At 70.6% G+C, this 24,847-nt stretch carries 24 protein-coding genes; 14 read left to right on the top strand and 10 right to left on the bottom strand.

Annotated elements, in window-relative coordinates:
- Window positions 1-201: 201 nt before the first annotated feature.
- Window positions 202-483: a DUF427 domain-containing protein gene (locus ACFE76_RS19605; protein ID WP_375433469.1), complete on the top strand. Its 282-nt coding sequence runs from the start codon at window positions 202-204 to the stop codon at window positions 481-483.
- Window positions 484-551: 68 nt separating this feature from the next.
- On the opposite strand, the gene ACFE76_RS19600 is transcribed toward ACFE76_RS19605, so the two are convergent.
- The 9 genes from ACFE76_RS19600 to ACFE76_RS19560 all read right to left on the bottom strand — a co-directional run bounded on the left by ACFE76_RS19600 (window position 552) and on the right by ACFE76_RS19560 (window position 9,442).
- Entirely contained in the window at window positions 552-980 is a 429-nt protein-coding gene (locus ACFE76_RS19600) for a heat shock protein transcriptional repressor HspR (protein ID WP_375433468.1), read from the bottom strand.
- Between the two features lie 32 nt (window positions 981-1,012).
- Window positions 1,013-2,176, bottom strand: coding sequence for a molecular chaperone DnaJ (gene dnaJ, locus ACFE76_RS19595; RefSeq protein ID WP_375433467.1), 1,164 nt, complete (start codon window positions 2,174-2,176; stop codon window positions 1,013-1,015).
- A 66-nt stretch (window positions 2,177-2,242) separates the two neighbouring features.
- Window positions 2,243-2,908: a nucleotide exchange factor GrpE gene (gene grpE / locus ACFE76_RS19590; protein ID WP_375433466.1), complete on the bottom strand. Its 666-nt coding sequence runs from the start codon at window positions 2,906-2,908 to the stop codon at window positions 2,243-2,245.
- A gap of 8 nt (window positions 2,909-2,916) precedes the next feature.
- Window positions 2,917-4,788 (bottom strand): molecular chaperone DnaK, encoded by a 1,872-nt coding sequence (gene dnaK, locus ACFE76_RS19585; RefSeq protein WP_375433465.1) that lies wholly within the window; start codon window positions 4,786-4,788, stop codon window positions 2,917-2,919.
- 167 nt (window positions 4,789-4,955) lie between these two features.
- Window positions 4,956-5,171, bottom strand: a complete 216-nt coding sequence (locus ACFE76_RS19580; RefSeq protein WP_375433464.1) for a helix-turn-helix domain-containing protein — start codon at window positions 5,169-5,171, stop codon at window positions 4,956-4,958.
- Window position 5,172: 1 nt separating this feature from the next.
- Window positions 5,173-5,919, bottom strand: coding sequence for a hypothetical protein (locus ACFE76_RS19575; protein ID WP_375433463.1), 747 nt, complete (start codon window positions 5,917-5,919; stop codon window positions 5,173-5,175).
- Window positions 5,920-6,382: 463 nt separating this feature from the next.
- Window positions 6,383-8,389: a histidine kinase gene (locus tag ACFE76_RS19570; protein ID WP_375433462.1), complete on the bottom strand. Its 2,007-nt coding sequence runs from the start codon at window positions 8,387-8,389 to the stop codon at window positions 6,383-6,385.
- Window positions 8,390-8,494: 105 nt separating this feature from the next.
- Window positions 8,495-9,238 (bottom strand): sensor histidine kinase, encoded by a 744-nt coding sequence (locus tag ACFE76_RS19565; protein ID WP_375433461.1) that lies wholly within the window; start codon window positions 9,236-9,238, stop codon window positions 8,495-8,497.
- A 48-nt stretch (window positions 9,239-9,286) separates the two neighbouring features.
- Window positions 9,287-9,442: a hypothetical protein gene (locus ACFE76_RS19560; RefSeq protein WP_375433460.1), complete on the bottom strand. Its 156-nt coding sequence runs from the start codon at window positions 9,440-9,442 to the stop codon at window positions 9,287-9,289.
- A gap of 246 nt (window positions 9,443-9,688) precedes the next feature.
- On the opposite strand from ACFE76_RS19560, the gene ACFE76_RS19555 reads away from it, so the two are divergent.
- The 9 genes from ACFE76_RS19555 to ACFE76_RS19515 all read left to right on the top strand — a co-directional run bounded on the left by ACFE76_RS19555 (window position 9,689) and on the right by ACFE76_RS19515 (window position 16,747).
- A complete protein-coding gene (locus ACFE76_RS19555; protein ID WP_375433459.1) occupies window positions 9,689-10,369 on the top strand; it encodes a response regulator in 681 nt (226 codons plus the stop codon).
- A gap of 175 nt (window positions 10,370-10,544) precedes the next feature.
- Window positions 10,545-10,811, top strand: a complete 267-nt coding sequence (locus tag ACFE76_RS19550) for a hypothetical protein (RefSeq protein ID WP_375433458.1) — start codon at window positions 10,545-10,547, stop codon at window positions 10,809-10,811.
- 113 nt (window positions 10,812-10,924) lie between these two features.
- Window positions 10,925-11,647 carry an ATP-binding cassette domain-containing protein gene (locus tag ACFE76_RS19545; protein WP_375433457.1) on the top strand — a complete coding sequence of 241 codons (723 nt, stop codon included), beginning with the start codon at window positions 10,925-10,927 and terminating at the stop codon, window positions 11,645-11,647.
- Window positions 11,644-13,251, top strand: coding sequence for a hypothetical protein (locus tag ACFE76_RS19540; RefSeq protein ID WP_375433456.1), 1,608 nt, complete (start codon window positions 11,644-11,646; stop codon window positions 13,249-13,251). The genes ACFE76_RS19545 and ACFE76_RS19540 overlap by 4 nt, the downstream gene beginning before the upstream one ends.
- Complete coding sequence (locus tag ACFE76_RS19535; protein ID WP_375433455.1) at window positions 13,235-13,468, top strand: hypothetical protein; 234 nt, start codon at window positions 13,235-13,237, stop codon at window positions 13,466-13,468. Before ACFE76_RS19540 ends, ACFE76_RS19535 begins: the two co-directional genes overlap by 17 nt.
- Window positions 13,469-13,528: 60 nt before the next feature.
- Window positions 13,529-13,843, top strand: a complete 315-nt coding sequence (locus ACFE76_RS19530) for a hypothetical protein (RefSeq protein ID WP_375433454.1) — start codon at window positions 13,529-13,531, stop codon at window positions 13,841-13,843.
- A gap of 40 nt (window positions 13,844-13,883) precedes the next feature.
- Window positions 13,884-14,405: a hypothetical protein gene (locus ACFE76_RS19525; RefSeq protein ID WP_375433453.1), complete on the top strand. Its 522-nt coding sequence runs from the start codon at window positions 13,884-13,886 to the stop codon at window positions 14,403-14,405.
- 51 nt (window positions 14,406-14,456) lie between these two features.
- On the top strand, window positions 14,457-15,191 hold the full coding sequence (locus tag ACFE76_RS19520) for a response regulator transcription factor (RefSeq protein WP_375433452.1): 735 nt from the start codon (window positions 14,457-14,459) through the stop codon (window positions 15,189-15,191).
- The gene (locus tag ACFE76_RS19515) at window positions 15,191-16,747 is read left to right on the top strand and encodes a sensor histidine kinase (RefSeq protein ID WP_375433451.1); all 1,557 of its coding nucleotides are present in this window, start codon (window positions 15,191-15,193) and stop codon (window positions 16,745-16,747) included. The genes ACFE76_RS19520 and ACFE76_RS19515 overlap by 1 nt, the downstream gene beginning before the upstream one ends.
- Here the strand turns inward: ACFE76_RS19515 and ACFE76_RS19510 are convergent.
- Window positions 16,737-18,608, bottom strand: a complete 1,872-nt coding sequence (locus ACFE76_RS19510) for an ABC transporter ATP-binding protein (RefSeq protein WP_375433450.1) — start codon at window positions 18,606-18,608, stop codon at window positions 16,737-16,739. The two genes, ACFE76_RS19515 and ACFE76_RS19510, sit on opposite strands and share 11 nt — an antisense overlap.
- A gap of 619 nt (window positions 18,609-19,227) precedes the next feature.
- Between ACFE76_RS19510 and ACFE76_RS19505 the strand changes: the two genes are divergently transcribed.
- The 4 genes from ACFE76_RS19505 (at window position 19,228) to ACFE76_RS19490 (ending at window position 24,712) form a co-directional block, all read left to right on the top strand.
- On the top strand, window positions 19,228-21,321 hold the full coding sequence (locus ACFE76_RS19505; RefSeq protein ID WP_375433449.1) for an ArnT family glycosyltransferase: 2,094 nt from the start codon (window positions 19,228-19,230) through the stop codon (window positions 21,319-21,321).
- A gap of 42 nt (window positions 21,322-21,363) precedes the next feature.
- On the top strand, window positions 21,364-22,611 hold the full coding sequence (locus ACFE76_RS19500) for a glycosyltransferase (RefSeq protein WP_375433448.1): 1,248 nt from the start codon (window positions 21,364-21,366) through the stop codon (window positions 22,609-22,611).
- Window positions 22,612-22,832: 221 nt separating this feature from the next.
- Window positions 22,833-23,786 carry a DNA polymerase domain-containing protein gene (locus ACFE76_RS19495; protein WP_375433447.1) on the top strand — a complete coding sequence of 318 codons (954 nt, stop codon included), beginning with the start codon at window positions 22,833-22,835 and terminating at the stop codon, window positions 23,784-23,786.
- Window positions 23,783-24,712, top strand: coding sequence for a hypothetical protein (locus ACFE76_RS19490; protein WP_375433446.1), 930 nt, complete (start codon window positions 23,783-23,785; stop codon window positions 24,710-24,712). The genes ACFE76_RS19495 and ACFE76_RS19490 overlap by 4 nt, the downstream gene beginning before the upstream one ends.
- Window positions 24,713-24,847 lie beyond the last annotated feature (135 nt).

The raw sequence follows: 24,847 nt of genomic DNA, 5'->3' as shown, positions 1-24,847 counted from the left end.
ACACTCCTTCACCGACCCCCGCGGGCCGATCTCTGTGTTGAGGACTTGCTTGGTCAAGCCCCAACGTTACGGACGCGGGAGTTCGCGGGGAGGTTATCCACAGACCTGAGAGAGTGACCCCGGTCACCTCGTCAGCCGCACGAGGCCGAGGTTGCCTGGCCGGAGCAGACTGAGTCACACGGCGACAACAAGGGAGACGGCATGAAGGCGAGCTGGAACGGCACGGTGATCGCGGAGTCCGACGACACGGTAGTGGTCGAGGGCAACCACTACTTCCCCATCGACTCGGTGCAGCCCGGGGTCCTCACCGAGACCGCCACCCACAGCGTCTGCCCGTGGAAGGGTACGGCGAGCTACTACAGCCTGAACGTGGACGGCCAAACCAACGTCGACGCCGCCTGGACCTACCCGAGCCCCAAGGACGCGGCCGCTCAGATCAAGGACCGGCTCGCCTTTTGGAAGGGTGTCAAGGTCACCGACTAACCGACGCGGCTCAGCTCGATGAGCTCAGATCGAGCACGGCCGGTCGGAACCTAGACGACTCATTCCGCTCAGCGGGAGGTGATGGCCCGAGGAGCGGGACGGCGTCGGGGCATCCCGCCGAGGTGGACGTCGCCTCGCGGGTCGGCGGTGAAGACGCGGACCCCGGGCGGGGCGGCGCGGGCGAAGGCGAGCAGCTCGCTCAGGTCGTTGACCCGGGCGCGGAGGTCCTCGATCTCGTCCTGCATGGCCAGGATGCGGCGGATGCCCTCGAGGTTGATGCCCTCGTCCTGGCTCAGCCGTTGGATCAGCCGCAGCTGTGCGATGTTGCGGGCGGAGTAGCGCCGGCCTCGCCCCGACGTACGGCGGGGCGAGACCAGACCCATCCGGTCGTAGGTGCGCAGGGTCTGCGGGTGCATGCCAGCCAGCTGCGCGGCCACGGAGATGACGAAGACGGGCGCGTCGGAGTCGATCCGCTGCGGAAGTTCTGACGTCGACACGTGACCCTCCTCCTCGCTACCTGGAACTAGCCTCACCGGAAGAGCCGGGCGCGTACGTCTGCCGCGCCGACGGCATCACCGTAGGACGAGAGCGCCGCCCGCGCCTGCTCGTTGAGCGAGTCCGGCACGACAACCTCGACGGAGACCAGCAGGTCGCCCTTGGTGCCGTCACGCTTGGTCACGCCCTTGCCCCGGACCCGGAAGGTACGCCCGTTCGGCGTACCGGCCGGCACCCGCAAGGTGACCGGAGCACCGCCGAGCGTGGGTACCTCGATCTCGGCCCCGAGCGCCGCCTCGTTGAAGGTAACGGGCGCCGTCAGCGTCAGGTTGTCGGTCTTGCGGCCGAAGACCGGGTGGGGCCGGACGTGTACGACCACGTACAGGTCGCCTGCCGCACCACCGTTCTCTCCCGTACCGCCCTTGCCCTTCAGCCGGATCCGCTGGCCGTCGGTGACGCCGGCCGGGATCCGTACCTGCATCGTCTGGGTCGAACTGCCCCGGCCCGAGCCGTGACAGACCGGGCACGGGTCTTCGACGACCATGCCGCGGCCGCGGCAGTCGCGGCACGGCTCGGTCACCGCGAACACTCCGCCGGAGGTCGAGGTCTGCATCCCTGAGCCCTGACAGGTCGGGCAGACCTTGGGCACCGTGCCGGCCTTGGCACCCGTACCGCGGCACTCGGCGCAGGCCGAGTCCGAGACCATCTGCATGCCGACGGTGACACCCTCGATCGCCTGGACGAAGTCGACGGTCACCTCGCCCTCGACGTCGCTGCCCCGACGCGGCCCACGGGTGGCCGACGTCGTCCGGGTGCGGGCCGTGGTGCCCGAGCCGTTGAACAGGCCGCCGAAGATGTCGGAGAACCCGCTGTCACCGCCCGAGCGGAACAGGTCGTCGACCGACGGTCCGGCGCCTCCGCTGGTCGCACCGCCGCTCCGCGGGAAGCGAAAGCCGCCGCCCCCGAACAGCCGCCGGGCCTCGTCGTACTCCTTGCGCTTGGTGTCGCTGGAGAGCACGTCGTTGGCTTCGGACACCTCCTTGAAGCGCCGCTCAGCCTCCGGGTTGCCCGGGTTCTGGTCGGGGTGGTTCTCGCGCGCCAGCTTGCGGTAGGCCTTCTTGATCTCCTCGGGCTTGGCGTCCTTGGCGACCCCGAGGGTCTTGTAGTAGTCCTTCTCGATCCAGTCCTTGGTGCTCACGAACGCCTCCCTCCGGGGATGGGCAGCGCCCGCGGTCCGCGGGCGCTGCTCACTGCTGCCTTGCTGCTACGCGCCGGAGGTCGGCTCACCGACCACCGTCTCCTCCGCCGGGTCCTGCGCGACGGAGGCCTCCGGCTCGGCCGGGGCCGCCGGCTCGCTGGGCTCGGCCACGGCCACCCGCGCCGGCCGCAGCACGCGCTCGCCGATCCGGTAACCGGGCTGCAAGATCTCCACGCACGTCGGACCGGTGATGCCCTCGGCGTGGGCGTGCATCAGCGCGTCGTGGATGTGCGGGTCAAAGGCGTCGCCCTTGGTCCCGAACGTCTCCAGCCCGTGCTTGGCCGTGACCCGCTCGACCTCGTCGCCGACGGCCTTGAAGGCCCCGGTCAGCTCACCGTGCTCGCGGGCGGACCGCAGGTCGTCGAGCACCGGCAGCAGCTCCTTGACGAGCCCCTCCAGCGCCGACTTGCGAGCGACGTCGCGGTCACGGTCGACCCGCCGCTTGTAGTTGACGTACTCGGCCTGCAACCGCTGCAGGTCGGCCGTCCGCTCGGCGAGCGCTGCCTCGAGCTGGTCCACCTGGTCGTTCCCTTCTGCCGGAACCGTCGCGGGCTCCGGATCGGCCGGGGCCGCAGCGGGACTGGTTTCCCTGACCTGGTAGGTCTCCGGGTCGATCCGGCGCTTGTCGCGGATGGTCGGCCCGCTCTGTTCCTGCTCCTGCTCGTCGGTCATCCGGCCGCTCACTTACGGTCGGCGGAGTCGTCGTCGACGATCTCAGCGTCGACCACGTCGTCCTCAGCAGCGGCTGAGCTGGCGCCGTTGGACTCGGCGTCCTCGCTGGGCGCACCGGCCTCGGACGGAGCCTGCGCGGCCTGAGCGGCTGCGTACATGGCCTGTCCGACCGCGGCGCTGGTCGTGTTGAGCTTCTCGACCGCCGCCTTGACTGCGTCGTTGTCAGTGCCCTCGAGCGCCGACTTCACCTCGGTCAGCGACTCCTCGACCGGCGTACGCACCTCGTCGGTGATCTTGTCGGCGTTCTCGCTCAGCAGCTTCTCGGTGCGAAAGACGAGGTTCTCGGCCTCGTTGCGCAGCTCGACGCCCTCGCGCCGCAGCCGGTCCTCCTCGGCGTGGGCCTCGGCCTCCTGAACCATCCGGCTGATGTCGTCCTTGCCCAGCGCAGAACCGCCGGTGACGGTCATGGACTGCTCCTTGCCCGTCGCCAGGTCCTTGGCGTGGACGTGCACGATGCCGTTGGCGTCGATGTCGAAGGCCACCTCGACCTGCGGCACGCCGCGCGGGGCCGGCGGCAGGCCGGTCAGCTCGAAGTTGCCGAGGGACTTGTTGTCCTTCGCGAAGTCACGCTCACCCTGGTAGACCTGGATCATCACCGAGGGCTGGTTGTCGTCGGCGGTGGTGAAGACCTCCGAGCGCTTGGTCGGGATCGTGGTGTTGCGCTCGATGATCTTGGTCATCACGCCCCCCTTGGTCTCGATGCCGAGGCTCAGCGGGGTCACGTCGAGCAGCAGCACGTCCTTGACCTCGCCCTTGAGCACGCCGGCCTGCAGGCTGGCACCCAGAGCCACGACCTCGTCGGGGTTGACGCCCTTGTTGGGGTCCTTGCCACCGGTCAGCTCCTTGACGAGCTCGGCGACGGCCGGCATCCGGGTGGAGCCGCCGACCAGGATCACGTGGTCGATGGCGCCGACGCTGATCTTGCCGTCCTCGATCACCGCGTTGAACGGGGTGCGGCACCGGTCGAGCAGGTCGGAGGTGAGCCGCTGAAACTCCGAGCGGGTCAGCTTTTCCTCCAGGTGCAGCGGACCGTTCTCACCGAGGGTGATGTAGGGCAGGTTGATCGAGGTCTCGCTCGCGGAGCTGAGCTCGATCTTGGCCTTCTCGGCCGACTCCTGCAGGCGCTGGCGGGCGATCTTGTCCTTGGACAGGTCGGTGCCGTACTTGGTCTTGAACTGCTTCACGAGGAAGTCGACGATCCGGGCGTCCCAGTCGTCGCCACCGAGACGGTTGTCGCCCTTGGTGGCCTTGACCTCGAAGACACCGTCACCGATCTCGAGCAGGGACACGTCGAACGTGCCACCACCGAGGTCGAAGACGAGGATCGTCTGGTCGGTGCCGGCCTTGTCGAGGCCGTACGCCAGCGCGGCCGCGGTCGGCTCGTTGATGATCCGGTCGACGGTCAGGCCCGCGATCTCGCCGGCCTCCTTGGTGGCCTGGCGCTCCGCGTCGGAGAAGTACGCCGGCACGGTGATCACGGCGTTGGTGACCTGCTCGCCCAGGTAGGCCTCGGCGTCCCGCTTCAGCTTCTGCAGGACGAAGGCGCTGATCTGCTGCGGCCGGTAGTCCTTGTCGTCGATCTTGACCTTCCAGTCCGTGCCCATGTGGCGCTTGACGGAACGGATGGTCCGGTCGACGTTGGTGACGGCCTGGCGCTTGGCGACCTCGCCGACCAGCACCTCGCCGCCCTTGGCGAACGCGACGACCGACGGCGTGGTGCGCGCGCCTTCGGCGTTGGGGATGACCGTGGGCTCACCGCCTTCGAGGACGGCGACGACGGAGTTGGTGGTGCCGAGGTCGATACCGACTGCACGAGCCATGGTGAAATTCCTCCAGTAAAGTCTGGTGATGCTTGAGCCTGCTGCGCTCAACCTTAGTACCTGAGCAGCCTTCACTCAAGTAGGGCGTGGTGCTGATTGAGTGCACCTGGCTCAACCTCCGAGGGCGATGCGCCATTCCCACGCCCCACGGGCGGCGGCTCAGCCGGTCATGTCCCCTCGGGATCGTCTCGGTAGACGAGGATGTCGCCGGGCTGGCAGTGCAGCTCTCGGCAGATGGCGTCCAAGGTGGCGATCCGGACCGCCCGGGCCTTGCCTGTCTTGAGGATGGAGAGGTTGGCCACCGTGATCCCGACCCGTCCGGCGAGGTCGGTCAGCGTCATCTTCTGCTCCAGCAACAGCCGGTCGAGGCGAGTCTCGATCACGTCAGACCGTTGCCCTGGCCTCGTCCTCCAACACGGCACCGTGCCGGAAAACCTCGACCACCAGGAACAGCACGAGCGCTACGGCGATCTGGCTGCCGGACAGCGCGAGATCAGACCGGGGCTGCAGCTCGGGGTAGACCCCGAACGACTCCGACCAGTAGCCCAGGACGTCGATCCGGGCGAGTCCGTTGAGGACGGGGCCGACCAGCGCGCCGGCTAGGACGAGGACCGCCATCAGGCGGAGCCTGCGGACCGTGGGCCGGGTGAAGGCATCGCCCGCCGCTGCCGCCCACAGGATTCGCCACAGCAGGTAGGACAGCACGGCCAAACCCAGCATCGTGATCACCTCGTGCAGCACGACGGCAGCGACGTACGGGCTCCAGCCGGGGACGGTGACGAGCTCGGCCTGCCCGCGGAGCTCGACCTCGCTGGGCCGGACGTCGGCGTCTTGTCGGCGGGCCTGGCGGCTGCCGGCATCGGCTGACTGATGGAGGAAGAAGCGGTAGCAGGCGGCCGGTCCCTGGTCAGATACCGAGGCACGCTGGCAGATGTCGCCTGACCCGGCGACCGGCAAGGTCATCCGCCACTGAGCGTGGATCGGCCCGACCTCGACGGCGTAGGGATAGCCGATCCGGCCAGTGAGTGCCGCCACGCCGACCGCGCCCGTCAGCACCGCCGCCGTCACGGACGCCACCATGCCCAGCAGGGCCAGCACCCCCGCCAAGCGGAACGCCCGACGACCTCTCATGACCGCACTCCTGTCATATCGAATCTCGTGATGAACATATCGTGATTCGAGGTGGGCGGAGCGCGTTCAGAGGCACATGGCCGATGACGCCTTCGGCGAGAAGCTACGTGGCCAGCCGGAACTCCAGCCGGGTGACCACAGGTGGCCGCGTCGGGCGACGAGATGGTCGTGACCCTGATACTCCGATCGGGGCTCAGCTCATCGGTCGGCGCATCGGCGCGCGACCTCCGCCGGCGACAGGGTGCAGTACTGCGTTCCGCCTGGTCACGGAGACTTCCCTGTGCCACGTAGATGCTGTCGTGACGACGTTCCTGGTCATCGGGCTCGCCGGCCTCGTGCTGCTCGGCATCTCCCTGCTGCTGGGCGACCTTGCTGCTGTCGGTCGGTGTCGGGGGCGTCGACGGGGCCGTCCGCAAGGCCGGCGCGACGGTGGTCGACGGCACCGACCACCGCTGAGGGCGGTTCAGCCCAGGGCTGCGTCCTGGTGCCGGGCCTCGCCCGATGGGGCCGGCGGACCGTTGACAACCCGGAGGACCGGCAGGGTCACCGCCACCGTCCACGAGCGGTCGTCCGGGCCAGCCCGGAAGGTGCCGTGGACCAGCTCGACCCGCTCCCGGATCCCGCGGAGGCCCCAGCCCAGCGAGACGTCGCTGGCCCGGCCGCCCGGCGTCCGGGGACTGGTGATGGCCAGCCGGACCTGGTCACCCGCCACGGTCACCGTGAACGAGCAGCGGGAGCCGGCCGGGGCGTAGCGCAGGATGTTGGTCGCCCCCTCCTGCATGATCCGGCCGAGGGTCCGCTGCGTGGTGTCGTCGAGCGCGTCGACCTCCGCGTCGACGCTCATCACCGGCGTGAACCCGTGGTCGGCAAGCCGTCTGGCGAGGACGTCCGCGTTCACCGCGGAGGTGAGCAGCGGCGTGGGCCGCGCCTGGTCGCTCCACGGCCCACGCATCATCACGAGCAGCGTGTCCAGCTCGCTCCTCGCCGCCTCGGTGTGCCGCTGAACCCGGTCGAGCGTGCCGCGCAGGATCTCCTGATCATCGCTCCACGAGGTCGCCAGCACTGCCATCGTCGCCAGCGACACCTGGTGGGCGACGACGTCGTGCAGCTCGCGGGCCAGGGCGCTGCGCTCCTGCCCCTCGAGGTTGGGGCGCTCCTCCATCAGGTCGTCGACCTGGCGGCGCGAGCTCTGGTGGGCCAGCAGGAAGTGCCGAGCGACCAGTCCCCCCACCCAGGCCAGTCCGCCGACGTAGCCGAGGACGATCAGGTGGGCGACCGGGTCGTCGTCCGCCCTGACGGTCAGCACGCCCGCGTAGCCGCCCAGTCCGAGGACCACCAGCCACGCGCCGCGCGGGCCGAAGCGGACGCCCGTGACCAGGCACAGCAGCGCAGCCGCCAGCACGTCCCAGTAGCCCGACGGGTCGAGCACGCTCGACACCACCAGGGCGGCGACCCCGCACGGCACACCGGCGGCCGGCCGGAGCGCGGCCAGCGCCCAGGCCATCAGGCTGATCAGCTCCACGGCCAGGGCATCGGTCGGAAGACCGGGGGCACCCAGGAGGTGACCGACCAGCACCCGGAGGGCCGACAGGCCGAACACCGCAGCCGCAGCGAACCGGACGTGCCGGGCCGTGAGGAGGTCGACCCAGCGCCGGCCTCCGGCTCGCCGGCCGGCCGGGGCCACCGGCTCGTCCGGCAGGTACTCCGACCGGAGCACCTCCAACAGCACCCGCAGCTCGGCCAGCAGCGACCTGCTGAGTGCGTCGACCTGGCTGAGACCACGTTGGAGCGCGGCCGGCTCGGCTGACTGCCGGGCAGCCGCGACGACCTGGCCGATCTCGGTGAGGCCGCTGGTGACGGCGGTCTGCAGGTCGTCGGCCAGCCGGCGTCGTTCGACCGCGCGGATCTCGGCGTTCCCCCGCTCGAGCTCGCGCACCCGGGACCACCACCGGTCCCGTACGTCGAGCAGCAGCCGCGCCAGCAGTCCGACCCCGAACGCTGCGGTGGAGAACGCGACGGTCACCAGGCCGGTCTCCACTCCAGATCCCGGGTACCGGCTCGCGCCTCGCACGCCGAACCCGACACCGTAGGCGAGGTGCGCCAGGGCGCCGAGCGCGAGGACCAGCGGACGGCCTCGGGCGGCGATCGTCACGCCCGTGATCAGGACCAGCCAGGGCTCCATCCCAGACGGCGCGACGGCGAACTCCAGGACCACCACCGCCCAGGTGAGGACGAGGGCAGCGCGCGTGCGCCACCACATCGTCGTGGCGGCGGCGGCCGTGACGAGCAGCATCTGGACCGCAGCGACGGGGCCGGACGGTCCAAAGTCCGAAATCCCGTACGACAGGGCGGTCAGGGTGGACACCAGGTCGAGGAGGACGAACGCGAGCACGGTCAGCCGGACGGTCTCGAGACCGTCGTCGATGGCCTGTCCGCTCAGTCGCCCCGACCGGCTCGTGACACGTACCACCGGGGCTCCTCCCCGAGAGCGACCCCTACTCGTGCTCGGTCGGTCGGACGGCCGACCGACCGCGAACTCGTCTGCAAGGATCATCACCTGCCGGCCCGGTCAGGGTCAAAGGGGCACGGTCACCTGGACGAGCCAGAACGCGTCGCGCCCGTCTGCAGCGGGGAACGGTCCGGCCCAGAGCGTGCCGCCACTGAGGTCGACCCGTACGCGGAGGCGACGAAGGCTCTGCCCCTGCCCGGCCACCAGCGAGCCTGACGGCAACGGGCTCCGGACCCGCACGACGAGCTGGTCACGACGCTTCTCGAGCGTGACGCTGCAGGCCGACCGCCGCGGCGCGTGCCGCAAGATGTTGTCGCAGGCCACCTCGATCGCGTCGCTCACCGTGCTCAGGACGCTCAGCCGCTCTGACTCACTCGAGCGGGGGATCGCGACAGTCACGGTGAAGCCGGCGTCGGTGAGCCGGCCCGCCCACAGGTCCGCCACGTCCGCTGGTGGGACGCGTACGGTCAGGTCGTTCACGGCGTCCCCGGCCGAAATCGACCCGTCGGGCTCCAGCCGCGCCAGCTGTCGCAGCTCGGCCAGCGCGGCCTTCACCGAAAGGTTGACCTTGGCCAGGATGCTGCGCAGCTCGTCGGCGTCGGACGCGTCGAGATAGCCCATCACCTGCAGCGCGGCGGTGGAAAGGTGGTGGTTCACGACGTCGTGGAGCTCGCGGGTCAGGATCTGACGTTCACGAGCACGCAGGCCCGCCTGCTGCCGGACCTGCGCGCGTCCCCGGTACCACCGCAGGCCCCGCCCGAGGCCGACCACCGAGACGGCGACGCCCAGCGTCGTCATCGCCAACGGCACCGCCGGCTCAGGCTCGCCGTCCCTCAGACGTGGGGGTAGGGGCACGGCTCACGCGCAGAGCCGGGGGAAGATCTTGCAGAAGACCCCCCGGGAGGCCGCAGGGACCGAGATCGCGGCCGTGGTGGCGGCGGCGGCGGGGGATGGGGCCGCCGCCACCACGATCATGGTCAGCGAGGACGCGGCCACGAGACAGAACTTCTTCATCGGGATCTCCTTCAACGGATCGGATGAGCTGACGAACCTCACCCTGGCGTCGGAGCGCCTGGTCCCGCTACTGACCATCGGCCAGTCTCGCTAACGTTCGGGCAGTCTCGCTGACGTTCGGGCAGCCACGACCGGGTCCGTGGTCACCCACCTGTGCCTGCGCTCAGGCACTCACTAGGCTGCCGAGCACGGAAGGGGGTCCGGCGCCCTGGTCCGCGTTCGGCAGCCGCTCGCCCAGGAGGACCCATGAACGGCCCTGCCCGCATCCTCGTGACCGACGACGACCCACTCGTGCGTGAGGCCTACCGCTCCTTCTTCGCCCACCAGCCCGACTTCGTCATCTGTGCGGAGGCGAGCAACGGGGCCGAGGGAGTGGCTGCGTACGCCAGGGAGCGTCCCGATCTCGTCCTGATGGATCTCCAGATGCCCGTCATGTCGGGCCTCGACGCCATCCGCGCGATCTGCACGACGTGGCCGGAGGCCTGCGTGGTGGCGATGACCACGTTCTCGACGAGCGACTACGTCGTGGCGGCGCTGCGGGCCGGCGCGTCGGGCTACCTGCTCAAGGACGTCGGCGGTCCCGGCCTGTGCGCCGGTCTGAAGCAGGCGTTGGCGGGCGAGATGCCCCTGTCGAGTGCCGTCCGTCGCGAGCTGGTCTCGTCGTTGGTCGAGAAGCCGGTCCCGGCGCCGACGGCGCCGGCGGCCGTGACGGTGACGCCGCGCGAGCGCGAGCTGCTCGGCTGGCTGGCCCAGGGCCTGACCAACGCCGAGATCGGCGCCCAGATGTTCGTCTCGGAGGGCTCAGTCAAGCAGTACCTGCTCCAGGTCGGCCGCAAGCTCGGGGTGAAGGCCCGTACCGGCATCCTGATCCGGTCCGTGCAGCTGGGTCTCGTCGACCCGCACGCGCTGCCCCCCGTGCGCGACTGATCACTCGTCCCGGCACGACCCCGCGGTAGCGGTGGCGTTTGTGCGTGACCGCACAGGTCTCTCCGAAAGTTAATTGTTCGGGGTCCGGACTGGCTTCTAGGTTTTCGGGCAGAGCCACTCGCGCTCGAACCCAGCCGAGCTCCACCACGGAGCTGGCACAAACCGAGGAGGACCATTGTCCGTTTCCACGCTCAACGACACCTTGTCGCACGAGGTGTACGGCCTGCACCTGAAGGCCGTGAACAAGCTGCGGACCAAGATGGATGACGCGATCGTGCGCTACGACGCGTGGTTCCTCATCTTCGTCGCCGTCATCCTGGCGCTCGGCGCGACGCTCCTCGCCGGGATGGCCATCTGGTGCGTGGTGAAGAAGGGCAAGACGTTCACCGGGCGCTGGTCGTTCAAGGACTTCGGTCTGAAGGTCTACTTCCAGTGCGCGTGAGGTCAGCCGTGTCGTGAACGGCTGACCTTTCACCCGTGTGTCATCGGTCGGCTCGGGGCGGCAACCCCGGGCCGGCTGGTGACACCGCCAAAACTACCCGGAAGAGGAATTCGATGACAAGTGTCCTGGACGTGGCACACCTCAGCTATTCGTACGACAACGCAGGACATGTCCTCGATGACGTCTCCTTCTCGCTGACCGGCTCGGAGATCGTCGGTCTGGTGGGACCCAACGGCTCCGGCAAGTCGACCTTGATCAAGAACATCTTCGACCTGCTGCGGAGCCAGTCCGGATCGATCACCGTCGCTGGCCACGAGCACGGGTCGGCGGCCGCCAAGGCGGCCGCGACGTACCTCGCCAGCAACGACTACCTGCCTGAGTTCCTGACCGCCCGGGAGTACGTCGACCTGCTGGCCCGGATGTACGGGGTCGCGGTGGACGCCGACGAGATGCGCGCCCTCTTCGCCCGGTACTCGATGGCCGGCCGGTACGACGACCTGATCGAGAACTACTCCCACGGCATGCGAAAGAAGACCCAGCTGGTCGCGGCGCTGCTGATGCGGCGCCCGCTGATGGTGGTCGACGAGACGCTGAACGGGATGGACCTGGAGGCCCTGCACCTCTGCGAGGCCGACCTGCGGGGGCTCCGAGCCGCCGGGCACACCGTCCTTCTCTGCACCCACGACTTTGCCCTCCTCGAACGGCTCGCCGACCGCGTGCTCTTCCTCGATCTCGGGCAGCTGGTGTTCGACGAACCGACAGCCAGGCTGGTGGCCCGCGAGGGTTCACTGGCGACGGCCGTCTTCGACCACCTCGAGTCAGCAGACCGTCCGTGATCAGATCGCGGCAGACCCTCGCGCTGACGACCCTGCTGCTGCGCTTCTTCCGGCGCCGCGTGCTGAACGCCGGCATCCTGCGGTCCGGCCCGGTGAAGGTCGTGCTCGGCGCGCTCGCGGTCGCCCTGATCGGCGTCTGCTGCGCGGCGGCCTACCTCTTCCTCGAACCGGTGGTGACGCAAGCGTCGGTCTGGCGGCTGCTCTTCGACACCGCCACCATCTCGCTCGTGCTCTGGGTGCAGATCGCGTTCCTCTTCGTGAAGGTGCTCTTCCTCAACGCTGAAGGGCTGCTGGAGCTGAGCTTCCAGCTGCCGCTGACCAACCGCGAGCGCGTCGCCGCCCTGCTCGCCTACGAGGTGGTGATGACCGGTGTGGTCGTCGGCGTCGGGTTCGTGGCCTTGGGAGTGGCGAGCCTGCTGCTGCTCGGCCCGCGTGCCGTGCCGCCGTTGCTCATCTCGATCGTGGTGCCCGTCGTCCTCACCTACCTCGGGCTGAGCATCCTGCACCTGCTCCTGACCCGCGTGCTCGGACTGCTGCAGCTGCGCGCCGTCCAGAACGTCGCCCTGGTCCTGACTCTGTTCACCCTCGTGGTGATCTACGCCCGGTCGATGCCGACCCTGGTGACCGCGGTGAGCCGGGGCTACCTGGACGGGCGCGACACCCTGCTCTGGGTCACCGCGGTCTCCTGGACGGCACGGCACCACGGCGTCCTCGTCACCCTCGCGGGTGCCGCGCTGCTGGTCGCTGCGCTGAGCGCTCTGGTCGTCGGGCTCACGCCGTCCCAGTACGTCCGGCACTCGCGCTACCTGAAGGTCCCGGTGGCCGGCTGGCTGGGCCGGAGACTCTCGCCGTACGACTGGTGCCTGCTGCGCAACTCCCAGACCGTGCTGAGCGTCGCGACCGCGGTGATGCTCTTCGCCTACCTCAGCGTCGCTCCGGTCGCGAACCCGCTCTGGAGCCTCGCCCTGCTCTCGTTCAGCGGGCTCTACCAGTTCGCGGCGACCCAGCCGCTCCGGATGATCCCCGGAGCCGCGACCGCGCCGTGGCGGACCTACGCCCGGTTGCTTCGCGCCCAGCTGCTCCTCTTCGCAATGTTCGGACTGCCCGCCGTCGCCATCTCGGCCCTGATCGGCTCCACCACCGCCGCGAGCGGAGCCACGGCGCTCTTCGGGTGCGTCGTCGGGCTCACGGTGGCGCTCTGCATCGGGATCGTCTTCCCGGCGGAGAAGGACAACCCGTTCTCGATCTTCATCGGACTGTCCGTGACGGTGGTGGTGGTCGCCCTGGCCGCCCTCGGGCTGGGTGTGCTCCAGCTCCCGCCGGCCGGACTTCTCGGCGCCATGGTCGTGGCGTCAGCCGCCTGCGTCGGGTTCTCCGTCCGGGCGATCGCTACCAGTGACTCCAGGAGGAGACGTGAACCCATCCCGACCGGACCAGCCCGCCCCCGAGCAGACCGAGACCGGCGAGGCCAGGCCCGGCCGACCCCGCGTCCGGCTGACGAAGCGCGCGACCACGCTGCTGCTGCGCTCGGTCGCGGCCGCCGCCCTGCTGACCGCGACGACCGCCGTGGTCGCCCTGCTCTCTCTGATGTTCAGCACCGATGAGGCGACGGCCCGCGCCTTCGGCCTCTTCGGCTCGCTCTACCTCACCAGCACCACGTCGAGCACCGGAGCGGTCGACGTCTCGATGGGCGTCGCCGACCCCACGGCTCTGCTCGTCATCTTTGGCCTGTCGTTCACGGTGATCGCGTTCGCGCAGCTGATCTACGCGTTGCTGACGCAGTACCGCACCGACCTCATCGCGGCCCGCGCCGGCGTCTGACCCGCTGAGCCCGGCCGCCCTCACCACACGTCCCGCACCCACCCCCACGAAGGAGAATTGATGAAGACCACCCTCGGCGTCCTCGGCGCTGCCGCCGGCGCGATCGTCCTGACCCTGACCACGGTCGTGGTCACCCTGCTCTCGTTGATGTTCAGCACCGGGGAGGAGTCCGTCCGCAAGGTCGGCCTGTTCGGCTCGCTGTTCTTCGAGACCACCGAACAGGCCGGCGGTGCGACCGGTGTCTCGATGGGCGTCGAGCACCTGGGCGTCCTGGGCGGCGTGTTCGCCTTCTACCTGGCGGTTCTCGTGCTCGCCGTGCTGCTGCACCGCCAGTGGCGGCTCCGGCGGCGTCACCCGCTCGCCCAGGGAGCGTGACCTGACCGTCCGGGCCTACGAGCGCGGTGACCCGCGGCTGGTGACGGGCGTCGCCACCGCGGTCGCGGGGCAGGTCTGGCCCCTGCTCGTGCTCGCCGGTCTGCTGCTGGCCGCCGCCGCGGTCTGGTCCGCCTCGTCCGGGGACCGCGTGCTCCTCGGCCTGGCGCTGGGCTTCGCCCGCACGGTGGCGCTGGGACTGGTGGGCGCGTTCGCCCTGCACGAGGTCGCGCACGTCATGGTGCTCCGCCGGGTCAGCACCGTGACCACCGTCCTGGTCGAACGCACTACCTGGCGCTTCTCGGTCATCCCCCAGGGCACCATCAGCCCGCGCCAGTCGATGACCGTCGCGTTCGCGGGACCGGCCGCGTGCGCGCTGGTCGGGGTGGGTCTGCGGGCATCCCAGGCGGACCCCTGGCTGTCGTGGTGGTTCCTGGCCCACACCGCCTTCCTGCTCCCGGTCTTCGGCGACGGCCGCGCCCTGGTCAGCGGACTCCTGCGGTGGCGCGTCGAGGAGAACGGCCGAGGTGACCGAGGGGGGCGCGTAGGCTCGGCTCACAGGTAACACACAGAGTCGACACAGTCGGCTCCCCAGGATCGGTGGAACGCTGAGCCCATGGTCCGAACCGACAGCGCCGCAGCCCCGCTCACCCGCCCCGACGGCACCCCGATCCGGGTGCTCGCGGTCGACGACGAGGCGAGCCTCACCGAGCTGTTGAGCATGGCCATGCGCTACGAGGGCTGGCAGGTGACCACCGCTGGCTCCGGCACCGCCGCGGTCAAGGCCGCCCGCGAGACCCGCCCGGACGCGATCGTGCTCGACATGATGCTGCCCGACTTCGACGGGCTCGAGGTGATGCGCCGGATCCGCACCGAGGACCCGGACGTACCGGTCATCTTCCTGACCGCCAAGGATGCCGTCGAGGACCGGATCGGCGGCCTGACCGCCGGCGGCGACGACTACGTGACCAAGCCGTTCAGCCTGGAGGAGGTCATCGCTCGGCTGCGCGCCCTGCTGCGGCGGAGCGGGGCCGCCTTCGCCCGCAGCGACTCCACCCTGGTCGTCGGCGACCTGACCCTGGACGAGGACAGCCACGAGGTGACCCGCGGCGGCACCCCGATCAACCTGACCGCGACCGAGTTCGAGCTGCTGCGCTACCTGATGCGCAACCCGCGCCGGGTGCTCAGCAAGGCCCAGATCCTCGACCGGGTCTGGAACTACGACTTCGGCGGCCAGGCCAACGTGGTCGAGCTCTACATCTCCTACCTGCGCAAGAAGATCGACCTCGACCGGGCGCCGATGATCCACACCATGCGTGGCGCGGGGTACGTGCTGCGCCCGGCGGTGTGATGGCTGACGCCCTGGCCCTCGATCAGTCGCCCCCGCCTAACCCGCTGGGCAAGGGGACGCTCGGCCGTCGCCTGGTGCTGCAGGTGACAGCACTGGTCGCGTTGGTTGCCATCCTGCTGAGCGCTGCGACGCTGCTGACCACCCGCACATTGTTGATGGACCAGCTGAACGACCAGTTGAACAGCGTCACCACCCGGCAGCGCGGCGACAACGGTCGACGCGGTCCCAGCCAGGGTCTGGTTCAGTACGGCCAGCCCATCAGCACCATCTCGGTGGCCGTGACCACCGACCTCACTGTGCTCGACAGCGGCATCCTGACCGAGTCCGGACCGGCGGACCTACCGGTCGGCGTGGCGGCGCGGTTCGCGCAGGTCCCGGCGAACCAGGCGAAGTCGACGATCCAGGTGCCGGGGCTCGGGCGCTACCGCGTCACCGCCTACCCAGCCACCCTGATCTCGAGCCCGACTCAGCAGGGCCAGCCCGGTGTCGTCATCGTCGGCGTCGCCCAGAATCAGGTTGACCACACCCTCGCCCAGCTGTTGGCGATGTCTGCGCTGCTGTCGTTGCTCGCCATCGGCGCCGCGGCCTTGTTGGCGCGGTCGCTGATCGAACGTGGATTGCGACCGCTCAACCGGGTAGCGGCAACGGCGCAGCAGGTCTCGCAGCTGCCCCTCGACCGCGGCGAGGTGGCGCTCGCGGTCCGGGTGCCGCCGGCCGACGCCGACCCGACGTCAGAGGTTGGCCGGGTCGGCCAGGCGCTCAACCACATGCTCAACAACGTCGAGGATGCGCTCGAGGCCCGGCAGGCCAGCGAGATGAAGGTGCGCCAATTCGTCGCCGACGCCTCGCACGAGCTGCGCAACCCCCTCGCCGCCATCCGCGGCTACGCCGAGCTGACCCGCCGTAGCCGGTCGGCGATGCCGGACGACGCCGCGTACGCGATGTCGCGGGTCGAGTCGGAGGCGGAGCGGATGTCGCGGCTGGTCGAGGACCTGCTGCTGCTGGCCCGGCTGGACTCCGGGCCGGCCATCGACGTGCAGCCGACCGACCTGACCGAGATCGTGATCAACGCCGTCAGCGACGCCCGCGCCGCCGGACCTGACCACGTCTGGCAGCTGAGCCTGCCGGACGAGCCTGTCCTGGCCGTCGGCGACCGGAACCGGCTGCACCAGGTGGTGGCCAACCTCCTCGCCAACGCGCGGACCCACACCCCGCCCGGCACCCGAGTGGAGACCGCGATCGACATCCGCGACGGCCAGGCCCTCATCCGCGTCACCGACAACGGTCAAGGCATCCCCGCCGACATCCAGAGCAAGGTCTTCGAGCGGTTCACCCGCGCCGACACCAGCCGGGTCCGCGCCGAGGGCGCCACGAGTGGAACCAGCACCGGCCTCGGCCTGGCCATCGTGGCTGCCGTCGTCGAGGCCCACCAGGGTCGGGTGACCGTGAGCAGCGTGCCGGGCCGGACCGAGTTCTCGGTCTGGCTGCCCCTGGCCGAGGTATCCGCCGCGGCGCCAGAGCGGCTGTCGTCCGGCCCGCACCCGTTCAGCCGCTGACGGCCGTCGCGAACTGCGTCCGGTAGAGCTCGGCGTACCGGCCGTCGGCGGCCAGCAGCTGCTCGTGCCGACCCTCCTCGATGATCCGGCCCTCCTCGAGCACGAGGATCCGGTCGGCCGACCGTACGGTCGAGAGCCGGTGCGCGATCACCAGCGCGGTCCGACCCTCGAGCGCCTCGCCCAGGGCCGCGGTCACCGCCGCCTCCGACGTGGAGTCGAGCGAGGCCGTCGCCTCGTCGAGGATGACCACCCGCGGCTGCGCGAGCAGCAGTCGGGCGATGGTGAGCCGCTGCCGTTCACCGCCGGAGAGGCGGTAGCCGCGCTCGCCCACCACGGTGTCCAGCCCGGCCGGCAGGCTGGCGATCAGGGTGTCCAGCCGCGCGCGGCGGAGCGCGGCCCAGAGCTCGTCCTCGGTCGCTTCGAGCCGAGCCAGCAGCAGGTTGCCGCGGATCGAGTCGTGGAAGAGGTGGCCGTCCTGAGTCACCATGCCCAGCGTCTCGCGGAGTGCGGCGAAAGTGAGGTCTCGGACGTCGACGCCGTTCAACCGGACGGCGCCCGAGTCGACGTCGTAGAGCCGGGACAACAGCTGCGCGACGGTCGACTTGCCCGCGCCGGACGAGCCGACCAGGGCCACCATCTCCCCAGGCTCGGCCCGGAAGGAGATGTCGTGCAGCACCGGCACGCCGCCGCGGTTGTCCAGCACGGCAACCTCCTCGAGCGAGGCCAGCGAGACCTTGTCGGCGGTCGGGTAGGCGAAGCCGACGTGCTCGAACGCGATCGAGACCGGTCCGGGGGGCACCACCATGGCGTCGGGCCGTTCGGTGATCAGCGCCGGCAGGTCGAGGATCTCGAAGACGCGCTCAAAACTGACCAGCGCACTCATCACCTCCACCCGCGCCCCGGCGAGGGAGGTCAGCGGCGCGTAGAGCCGGGTGAGCAGCAGCGCCATCGTCACCACCGATCCCGCCTCGAGGGTGCCGCGTAGCGCGAAGTAGCCGCCAAGGCCGTAGACCAGGGCGAGCGCGAGGGCCGAGACCAACGTCAGCGCGGTCACGAAGACCATCTGCACGAAGGCCGAGCTGACGCCGATGTCGCGAACGCGGGTGGCTCGGACCCGGAACTCCGTCGACTCGCGGTCGGGCCGGGAGAACAGCTTGACCAGCGTCGCGCCGGGCGCGGAGAAGCGCTCGGTCATCTGGGTGCTCATGGTGGAGTTGTGGTTGGCGGCCTCCAACCGCATCGCGGCCAGCCGGTGGCCCATCCGGCGGGCGGGCAGCACGAAGACGGGCAGCAGCAGCAGCGCGAGCACGGTGATCGGCCACGAGATGGTCAGCATGGTGATCAGCGCGAGGACGACCGCCACGAAGTTGCCGACGACCCCGGAGAGGGTGTCGGAGAATGCCCGCTGGGCGCCGATCACGTCGTTGTTGAGCCGGCTGACCAAGGCGCCGGTCCGGGTCCGGGTGAAGAAGGCCACCGGCATCGTCTGCACGTGGTCGAAGACCGCGCGCCGCAGGTCGAGGATCAGCGTCTCGCCGATCCGGGCCGACAGCCAGCGCGACAGCAGCCCCACCCCGGCCTCGGCCACGGCGATACCGGCGATCAACAGCGCCAGCCGGATGACCACCCCGGCCGCGACGTTCCTGGTGATGGCGTCGACGACCCGGCCGGCCAGGATCGGGGTGGCGATGGCCAGGAACGCCCCGACGACGCTGAGCACGATGAACACCACGATGGTCGTCCGCTGGGGTCGGGCGAACGCCGCGATCCGGTTCACCGTCGCCCGGGTGAACGGGCGACGCTCCTGCTGGGCCGACATCGTCCGGTACAGCTGCGACCAGGCGGCGCTCTCCATGCTCATCGGCAAGACCTTGGGCTCATGGGGCCACCGTAGGTCCGGGGTCCGACAGTTACCCGATCTCGGGCTGGGGGCCCCGGACGTGGTGTGGTTGACGCCACCCCGGCGAGAGGCACAGCCGGGTCCAGTCGGCGGCGGTGGAGGCACAGAGCATCAGCGCACTGGCTGTCGTCAACGTGATCTGACGACGGCGGCGGCGGTGCCTCGACCGCCGAGGGTGACGGGGGCTCGCGGGCCTGGTCGACCACGACCCGCCGGGTGGCGACCACCTGGCCGCCGGGCTTGCGGCAGGTGAGCATCCAGGTCTCCTTGATTCCGGTCGCGGACGGCGCCTGTGGAGAAGCGAACCGCACCTGCCCCGTCCAGTCGGTTGCGCCGTGCCGCCCTCGTCGTTGTCACACCTCGACGAGATCTCACCGGGTGGCTGATCGACCATCACATACCACTTCCAGATCGGCGAGGGAGGCCGCCGCGGCGCGACATCAACGTCGGCGTTGCCGATGATGACGTCCCAGTCCACCGCCCCGTCGCCGGCCTGACCGGGCCACCCGAGGCGAACGCTCATAGCGGCCGCACAGTTCCCTCGCGGCGGCGGCACAGTCCCGGCCCACAGTCTTTCCGCATGTCGAGCCCGACCCTGTACTCACCCGCCGCTGCCGGGCCCCCCTCCACCGTTGAGCCGTCGTCGCCCGCCTCCGGACGTAGCGGCGCCTCGGCCGTCGTCCCGGCCCGGACGCGCACGGGTTCCCTCGGTCGCCGCCTCTCGCTCGCGCTGCTGCTGGTCGCGACCGCCGTGCTCTACTTGTGGCACCTCTCGGCCTCCGGGTACGCCAACTCCTTCTACTCCGCCGCCGCGCAGGCAGGGTCCGAGAGCTGGAAGGCGTTCTTCTACGGCTCCCTCGACGCCGGGAACGCGATCACCGTGGACAAGCCGCCCGCGTCGCTCTGGCTGATGGCGCTGTCGGTCCGGGCCTTCGGGCTGAGCTCGTGGAGCATCCTCGTCCCGCAGGCGCTGCTCGGGGTGGCCACCGTCGGCGTGCTCTATGCGTCGGTGCGCCGGACGTGCTCGAGGGTCGGGCTCGCAGGCTCGCCCTCCACCGGCCACGCGGCCGGACTCATCGCCGGCGCCCTGCTCGCAGTCACTCCGGTGGCGACGCTGATGTTCCGGTTCAACAACCCGGACGCGCTGCTGGTCTTCCTGCTGACGCTGGCCACCTACGTCACCCTCCGCGCAACCGAGAAGGCCAGCGGCCGCTGGCTCGTGCTCGGCGGCGTGCTGGTCGGCTTCGCCTTCCTGACCAAGATGCTGCAGGCCTTCCTGGTGCTGCCCGCGTTCGTGCTCGTCTACCTGATCGCCGCGCCGACCACGGTGCGCAAGCGGTTCGTACACCTGCTGGCCGCGTTCGGCGCCATGATCGTCTCGCTCGGCTGGTGGGTCGCGATCCTCGAGCTGGTGCCGGCGTCGCTGCGGCCCTACGTCGGCGGTTCGACGAACGACTCGATCCTCGACCTGGTGATCGGCTACAACGGCTTGGGCCGCATCCTCGGCCGTGAGGCGAGCACCATCCTCGGCACCTCGGCCGGCCAGGGCGGCATGTTCGGCGTCCCGAGCGTCACCCGGCTCTTCGACGACGTGTCCGGTGGCATGGTCAGCTGGCTGCTGCCCGCAGCGCTGCTGCTCGCGGTCCTCGGGATCGTGCTGCGCGGCCGGCTCCCCCGGACCGACCCCGTCCGGGCGGCCCTGGTGGTCTGGACCGGCTGGCTGCTGGTCACCGCCAGCACCTTCTCCTTCATGCAGGGCACCTACCACGACTACTACACCGTCGCACTGGCGCCGGCGATCGCCGCCGTGGTGGCCATCGGCGGCCACGTCCTGTGGACGCGCCGGGCCACCCGGACGGCCCGGATCGGGCTGACCGTGACGATGGCGGTGACCACGGGCTGGGCGGTCGTGCTGCTCGGCCGTGCGACCGGCGGGTACGAGACCCTGCGCTGGCCGGTGCTGGCTGTCGGCGTGCTGGCCACGACCGGACTTCTGGTCAGCCACCGGCTGCCGCGGCTGCTGGCCACCGTCGTCCTGGCCCTGTCGGTGGTCGGCGCCGGGGCCGGGCCCGTGGCGTACGCGGTCAACACCGCGGCGACGCCGCACAGCGGCGGCATCGTCACGGCCGGACCGGTCTCGGGCGGCGGCTTCGGTGGCGGCGCGGCCGGTCGCGGCCAGGGCCGCGGGCGCGTCAACGGCCAACAGCCCGGCGGCGTCCCGGGCGGCGGAACGGCTCCCGGGGGCGGCACCTTCCCCGGCGGCGGCGGGTTCCCCAGCGGCGGCCAGACCGGCCGCAGCCAGGGTGGGGGTGGTGTCGGCGAGAGCGCCACCGTGAGCACTGAGCTGAAGACCCTGCTCAGCACCGACGCGGACCGCTACCGCTGGGTGGCGGCGACCACCGGCTCGCAAGGGTCTGCCACGTACCAGCTGGCGACCGAGCTGCCCGTGATGGCCATCGGCGGCTTCACCGGCAGCGACCCGAGTCCGACGCTGGCCCAGTTCCAGAGCTACGTGGCGGCCGGGCACATCCACTACTACGTGGGCGGCGGCAACCGGGGCGGACCGGGTGGCGGCGACGGCACCGCGACGGAGATCGCGAGCTGGGTCGAGTCCCAGTTCACCGCGACGAGCGTCGGTGGGGTCCAGGTCTACGACCTCAACCCCACCCGCTGAGCTCCTCACCCCATGCCTGACCGAACCCGGAAGCGACCCACCATGACCTCCCTCGCCATCACCCCTGACCACCCCGACCTCGCCGCACCCCTCAGCACGGCCTCCTCCGTCGACGTCGACGCCGTGGTCGACATCGTCATCCCGGTCTACAACGAAGAAGTCGACCTCGGCCCGTCGGTCACCCGGCTCGCGGCGTTCCTCGGGGCGGAGTTCCCGTACCGCTGGTGCATCACGATCGCCGACAACGCGAGCACCGACCGGACCTGGGCCGAGGCCCAACGGCTGGCCGCCGAGCTGCCCCGAGTCCGGGCCGTACACCTGGCGGAGAAGGGTCGGGGTCGCGCGCTCAAGGCGGTGTGGGCCGGTTCCGCCGCCCCCGTGCTCGCGTACATGGACGTCGACCTGTCCACGGACCTGCGGGCCCTGCTGCCGCTGGTGGCGCCGCTGATCTCGGGCCACTCCGACATCGCCATCGGCAGCCGGCTGGCCCGCTCGGCGCGCGTGGTCCGCGGCCCCAAGCGCGAGCTCATCTCCCGCAGCTACAACCTGATCCTGCGCGGGACGCTGGCCGCCGGCTTCACCGACGCCCAGTGCGGCTTCAAGGCCATCCGGGCCGACGTGGCCGCGGACCTGCTGCCGCTGGTCGAGGACAACAACTGGTTCTTCGACACCGAGCTGCTCGTGATCGCCCAGCGGGCGGGGATGCGCATCCACGAGGTGCCGGTGGACTGGGTCGACGACCCGAACAGCACCGTCGACATCGTGGCCACCGCCAAGGAGGACCTGCGTGGAGTGGCCCGACTGCTGAAGGGCTTCGCCAACGGCCGGATCCCGGTGGCGCGGCTGCGGACCGAGCTGGGTCGGGACTCCGAGGTGCCGTCCACCGTGCCCGGCGTCCCGCGCGGGATGCTCGGTCAGCTGATCCGCTTCGGCGGCGTCGGCGTGCTGAGCACGATCGCCTACTTCGTCCTCTACCTCGCGCTGCGCGAGGTGACCGGCGCGCAGGCGGCGAATCTGCTCGCGCTGGTGGTCACCGCCGTCGCCAACACCGCCGCCAACCGGAGGCTGACCTTCGGCCTGCGTGGCAGCGACGGCGCGCTCAAGCACCACGCCGGCGGCCTGATCGCCTTCGGCGTGGGACTCGCGCTGACCAGCGGCTCGCTCTGGCTGCTGCACACCTACGGCACCCCCAGCCGCGCCGTCGAGGTCGCCGTGCTCGTCCTGGCCAACGCCGCCTCGACCCTGGTTCGGTTCCTCGCCCTGCGGCAGCTGATGGCCCACCGCCGCTGACGAATGCTTGACGGCTGGTCAAGCTGCTCACGACAAGATCGAGTAGAGAACGGCCGCGACTACCCGGCCGAAGTCTTCCCGATCATCCTCGCCACCCGTCCGGCGGACCGAAAGCGGCCCGTCGAGGCTCCGGCAGGGGAAGCCGTAACCCTTCGTGGCCCTCGACAGGCTCGGGACGCGTTGCTGGGTTCGACAACCTTCGGGAACGGTACGGTCAGGACATGGGTTCCGAGCGGATCGAGCTGGAGGTGGAGGGCCGTACGGTCTCGATCAGCAACCCGCAGCGGATCTACTTCTCGGCCCGCGGCGAGACCAAGCTCGACCTGGCGCGCTACTACCTCGCGGTGGCGCCGGGCATCGTGAACGCGCTCTACCACCGGCCCTGCATGCTGCACCGCTTCCCCGACGGGGTGGACGGGGCCAAGGTGCACCAGAAGCGGCTGCCGTCCGGAGCACCGCCCTGGGTGGAGACGGTCCGGGTGCACTTCCCGCGGTACAACCGGCACGCCGACGAGCTGTGCGTCACCCACCCCGCCGACGTGGTCTGGGCGGTGCAGATGTCGACGGTGGAGTTCCACCCCTGGAACTCCCGCCGCGAGGACACCGAGAGCCCGGATGAGTGGCGGATCGACCTCGACCCGATGCCCGGCGCCGGCTACGCCGAAGTGCGGCGGGTCGCCGGCGTCGTCGAGGAGGTGCTCGACGAGCTCGGCGCGGTCGGCTATCCCAAGACCTCCGGCGGCAAGGGCCTGCACATCTACGTCCGGATCCCGCCCGACCACGGCTTCGGCGACGTCCGGCGGGCGGCGCTGGCCTTCGCCCGCGAGGTCGAACGGCGCAGCGACCTGGTCGACCTCACCTGGTGGCGCAAGGACCGGCGACCGGCGAGCATCTTCGTCGACTTCAACCAGAACGCCCGCGACCACACGATCGCCAGCGCCTACTCCGTCCGCGGTACGCCCGAGGGTCTCGTCTCCGCCCCCGTGCGGTGGGACGAGATCGCCGACGCCGAGCCGCAGGACTTCACGATCGCCACCATGCCCGCCCGCTTCGCCGCCCTCGGCGACCTGCACGCCGACATCGACCACCACGCCTACCCGTTGGACACCCTGCTCGAATGGGCCGATCGCGACGAGCGCGACGGCCGGGCGACCCCACCCGAGGACGCGCAGTGACGAGGCGACGGTGGCCCTTCGTCGCCGGGGCGGTCACGGTGCTCGCGGGGCTGGTCGTTCTTGTCGGCGTCACCCGGGAGCCGGCGGTCACCGTGCTTCCGGCGTTGGCGCCCAGCGCGCCCGCGCGTCCGAACCCGGTCGGCACCTGGGAGCTGACCCACAGCTTCCGGCTCGAGCCCGGCTGGCGGGTCAACAGCCAGGAGGTACGCGAGCTCAGCAGCACTTCCCAGCTCGCGGGACCAGACGAGGGCGGGCCGCTCTACTGCACCATGACGGGCCACGCGGCCGGGGTGGCCATGCCGCGGCTGAGCGGCGGCCGGCGGGTGCAGATCGGGGACCGCCCGGGCACGTACGTCTCCGTCGACCCGAAGCACCGGAGCCGCCCGCACGGCGCGTTCTGGCGCGGGCCCGACGGTCGGTGGGCGAACGCCTGGTGCCAGGGCGGACGGACCCCGTCGCTCGCGCTCGCCGAGCAGGTCCGGTTCACCACCACGCCCGTCCGGGTCCCGCTGCGGCTCGACGCCCTGCCGACCGGCTACCACGCCGACCTGATCGAGGTCCGCCCCCCGGAAGAAGACGCCGGCCCAGACGTGACGCTCCTGCTCGAGCCAGACGACCCGGACGGCCCGTTGCCGCCGCTCTACGCCCTGGCCAGCCCGGAACCGCTGTCGAAGGTCACCCGTAAGGACGAGTCGCTGCTGCTGGACGGCCGACCGGGACGCGCCTCCGCGATCGGCCGCTCGGTCTGTCTCACCGACCGCCAGCTGCTCTGCGCCGGCGTGCAGCAGACCGACGGCGTGGGCAACGCCAACCGCTGGCCGCCGGGGCAGCGCGAGCCGGTGCTCACCACCGCCCGGAGCCTCGTCAGCGCCGACCCGGCGGACCGCAGCACGTGGTTCGAGGGCCGACGCGCCTTCCCCGGCTGACGCGATCTAGCGCCAATACCGTTCAGTTAGGGTCGGCCGATGGTGTAGGTTGCCGGGCTTTGGGGCTGTGGCCAGGTCGTATGGTGGGCGCGTTTGACGTGCCACTTGACGTACTTGCGTTTGACGACCCGTGGC

Origin of the sequence: uncultured Friedmanniella sp., from assembly GCF_964244005.1 — a bacterium.
In the GTDB taxonomy this organism is placed as follows: Bacteria; Actinomycetota; Actinomycetes; order Propionibacteriales; family Propionibacteriaceae; genus Microlunatus.
The sequence above is the reverse complement of the archived record's forward strand: the minus strand, read 5'-3'. Positions and strand labels throughout refer to the sequence as shown.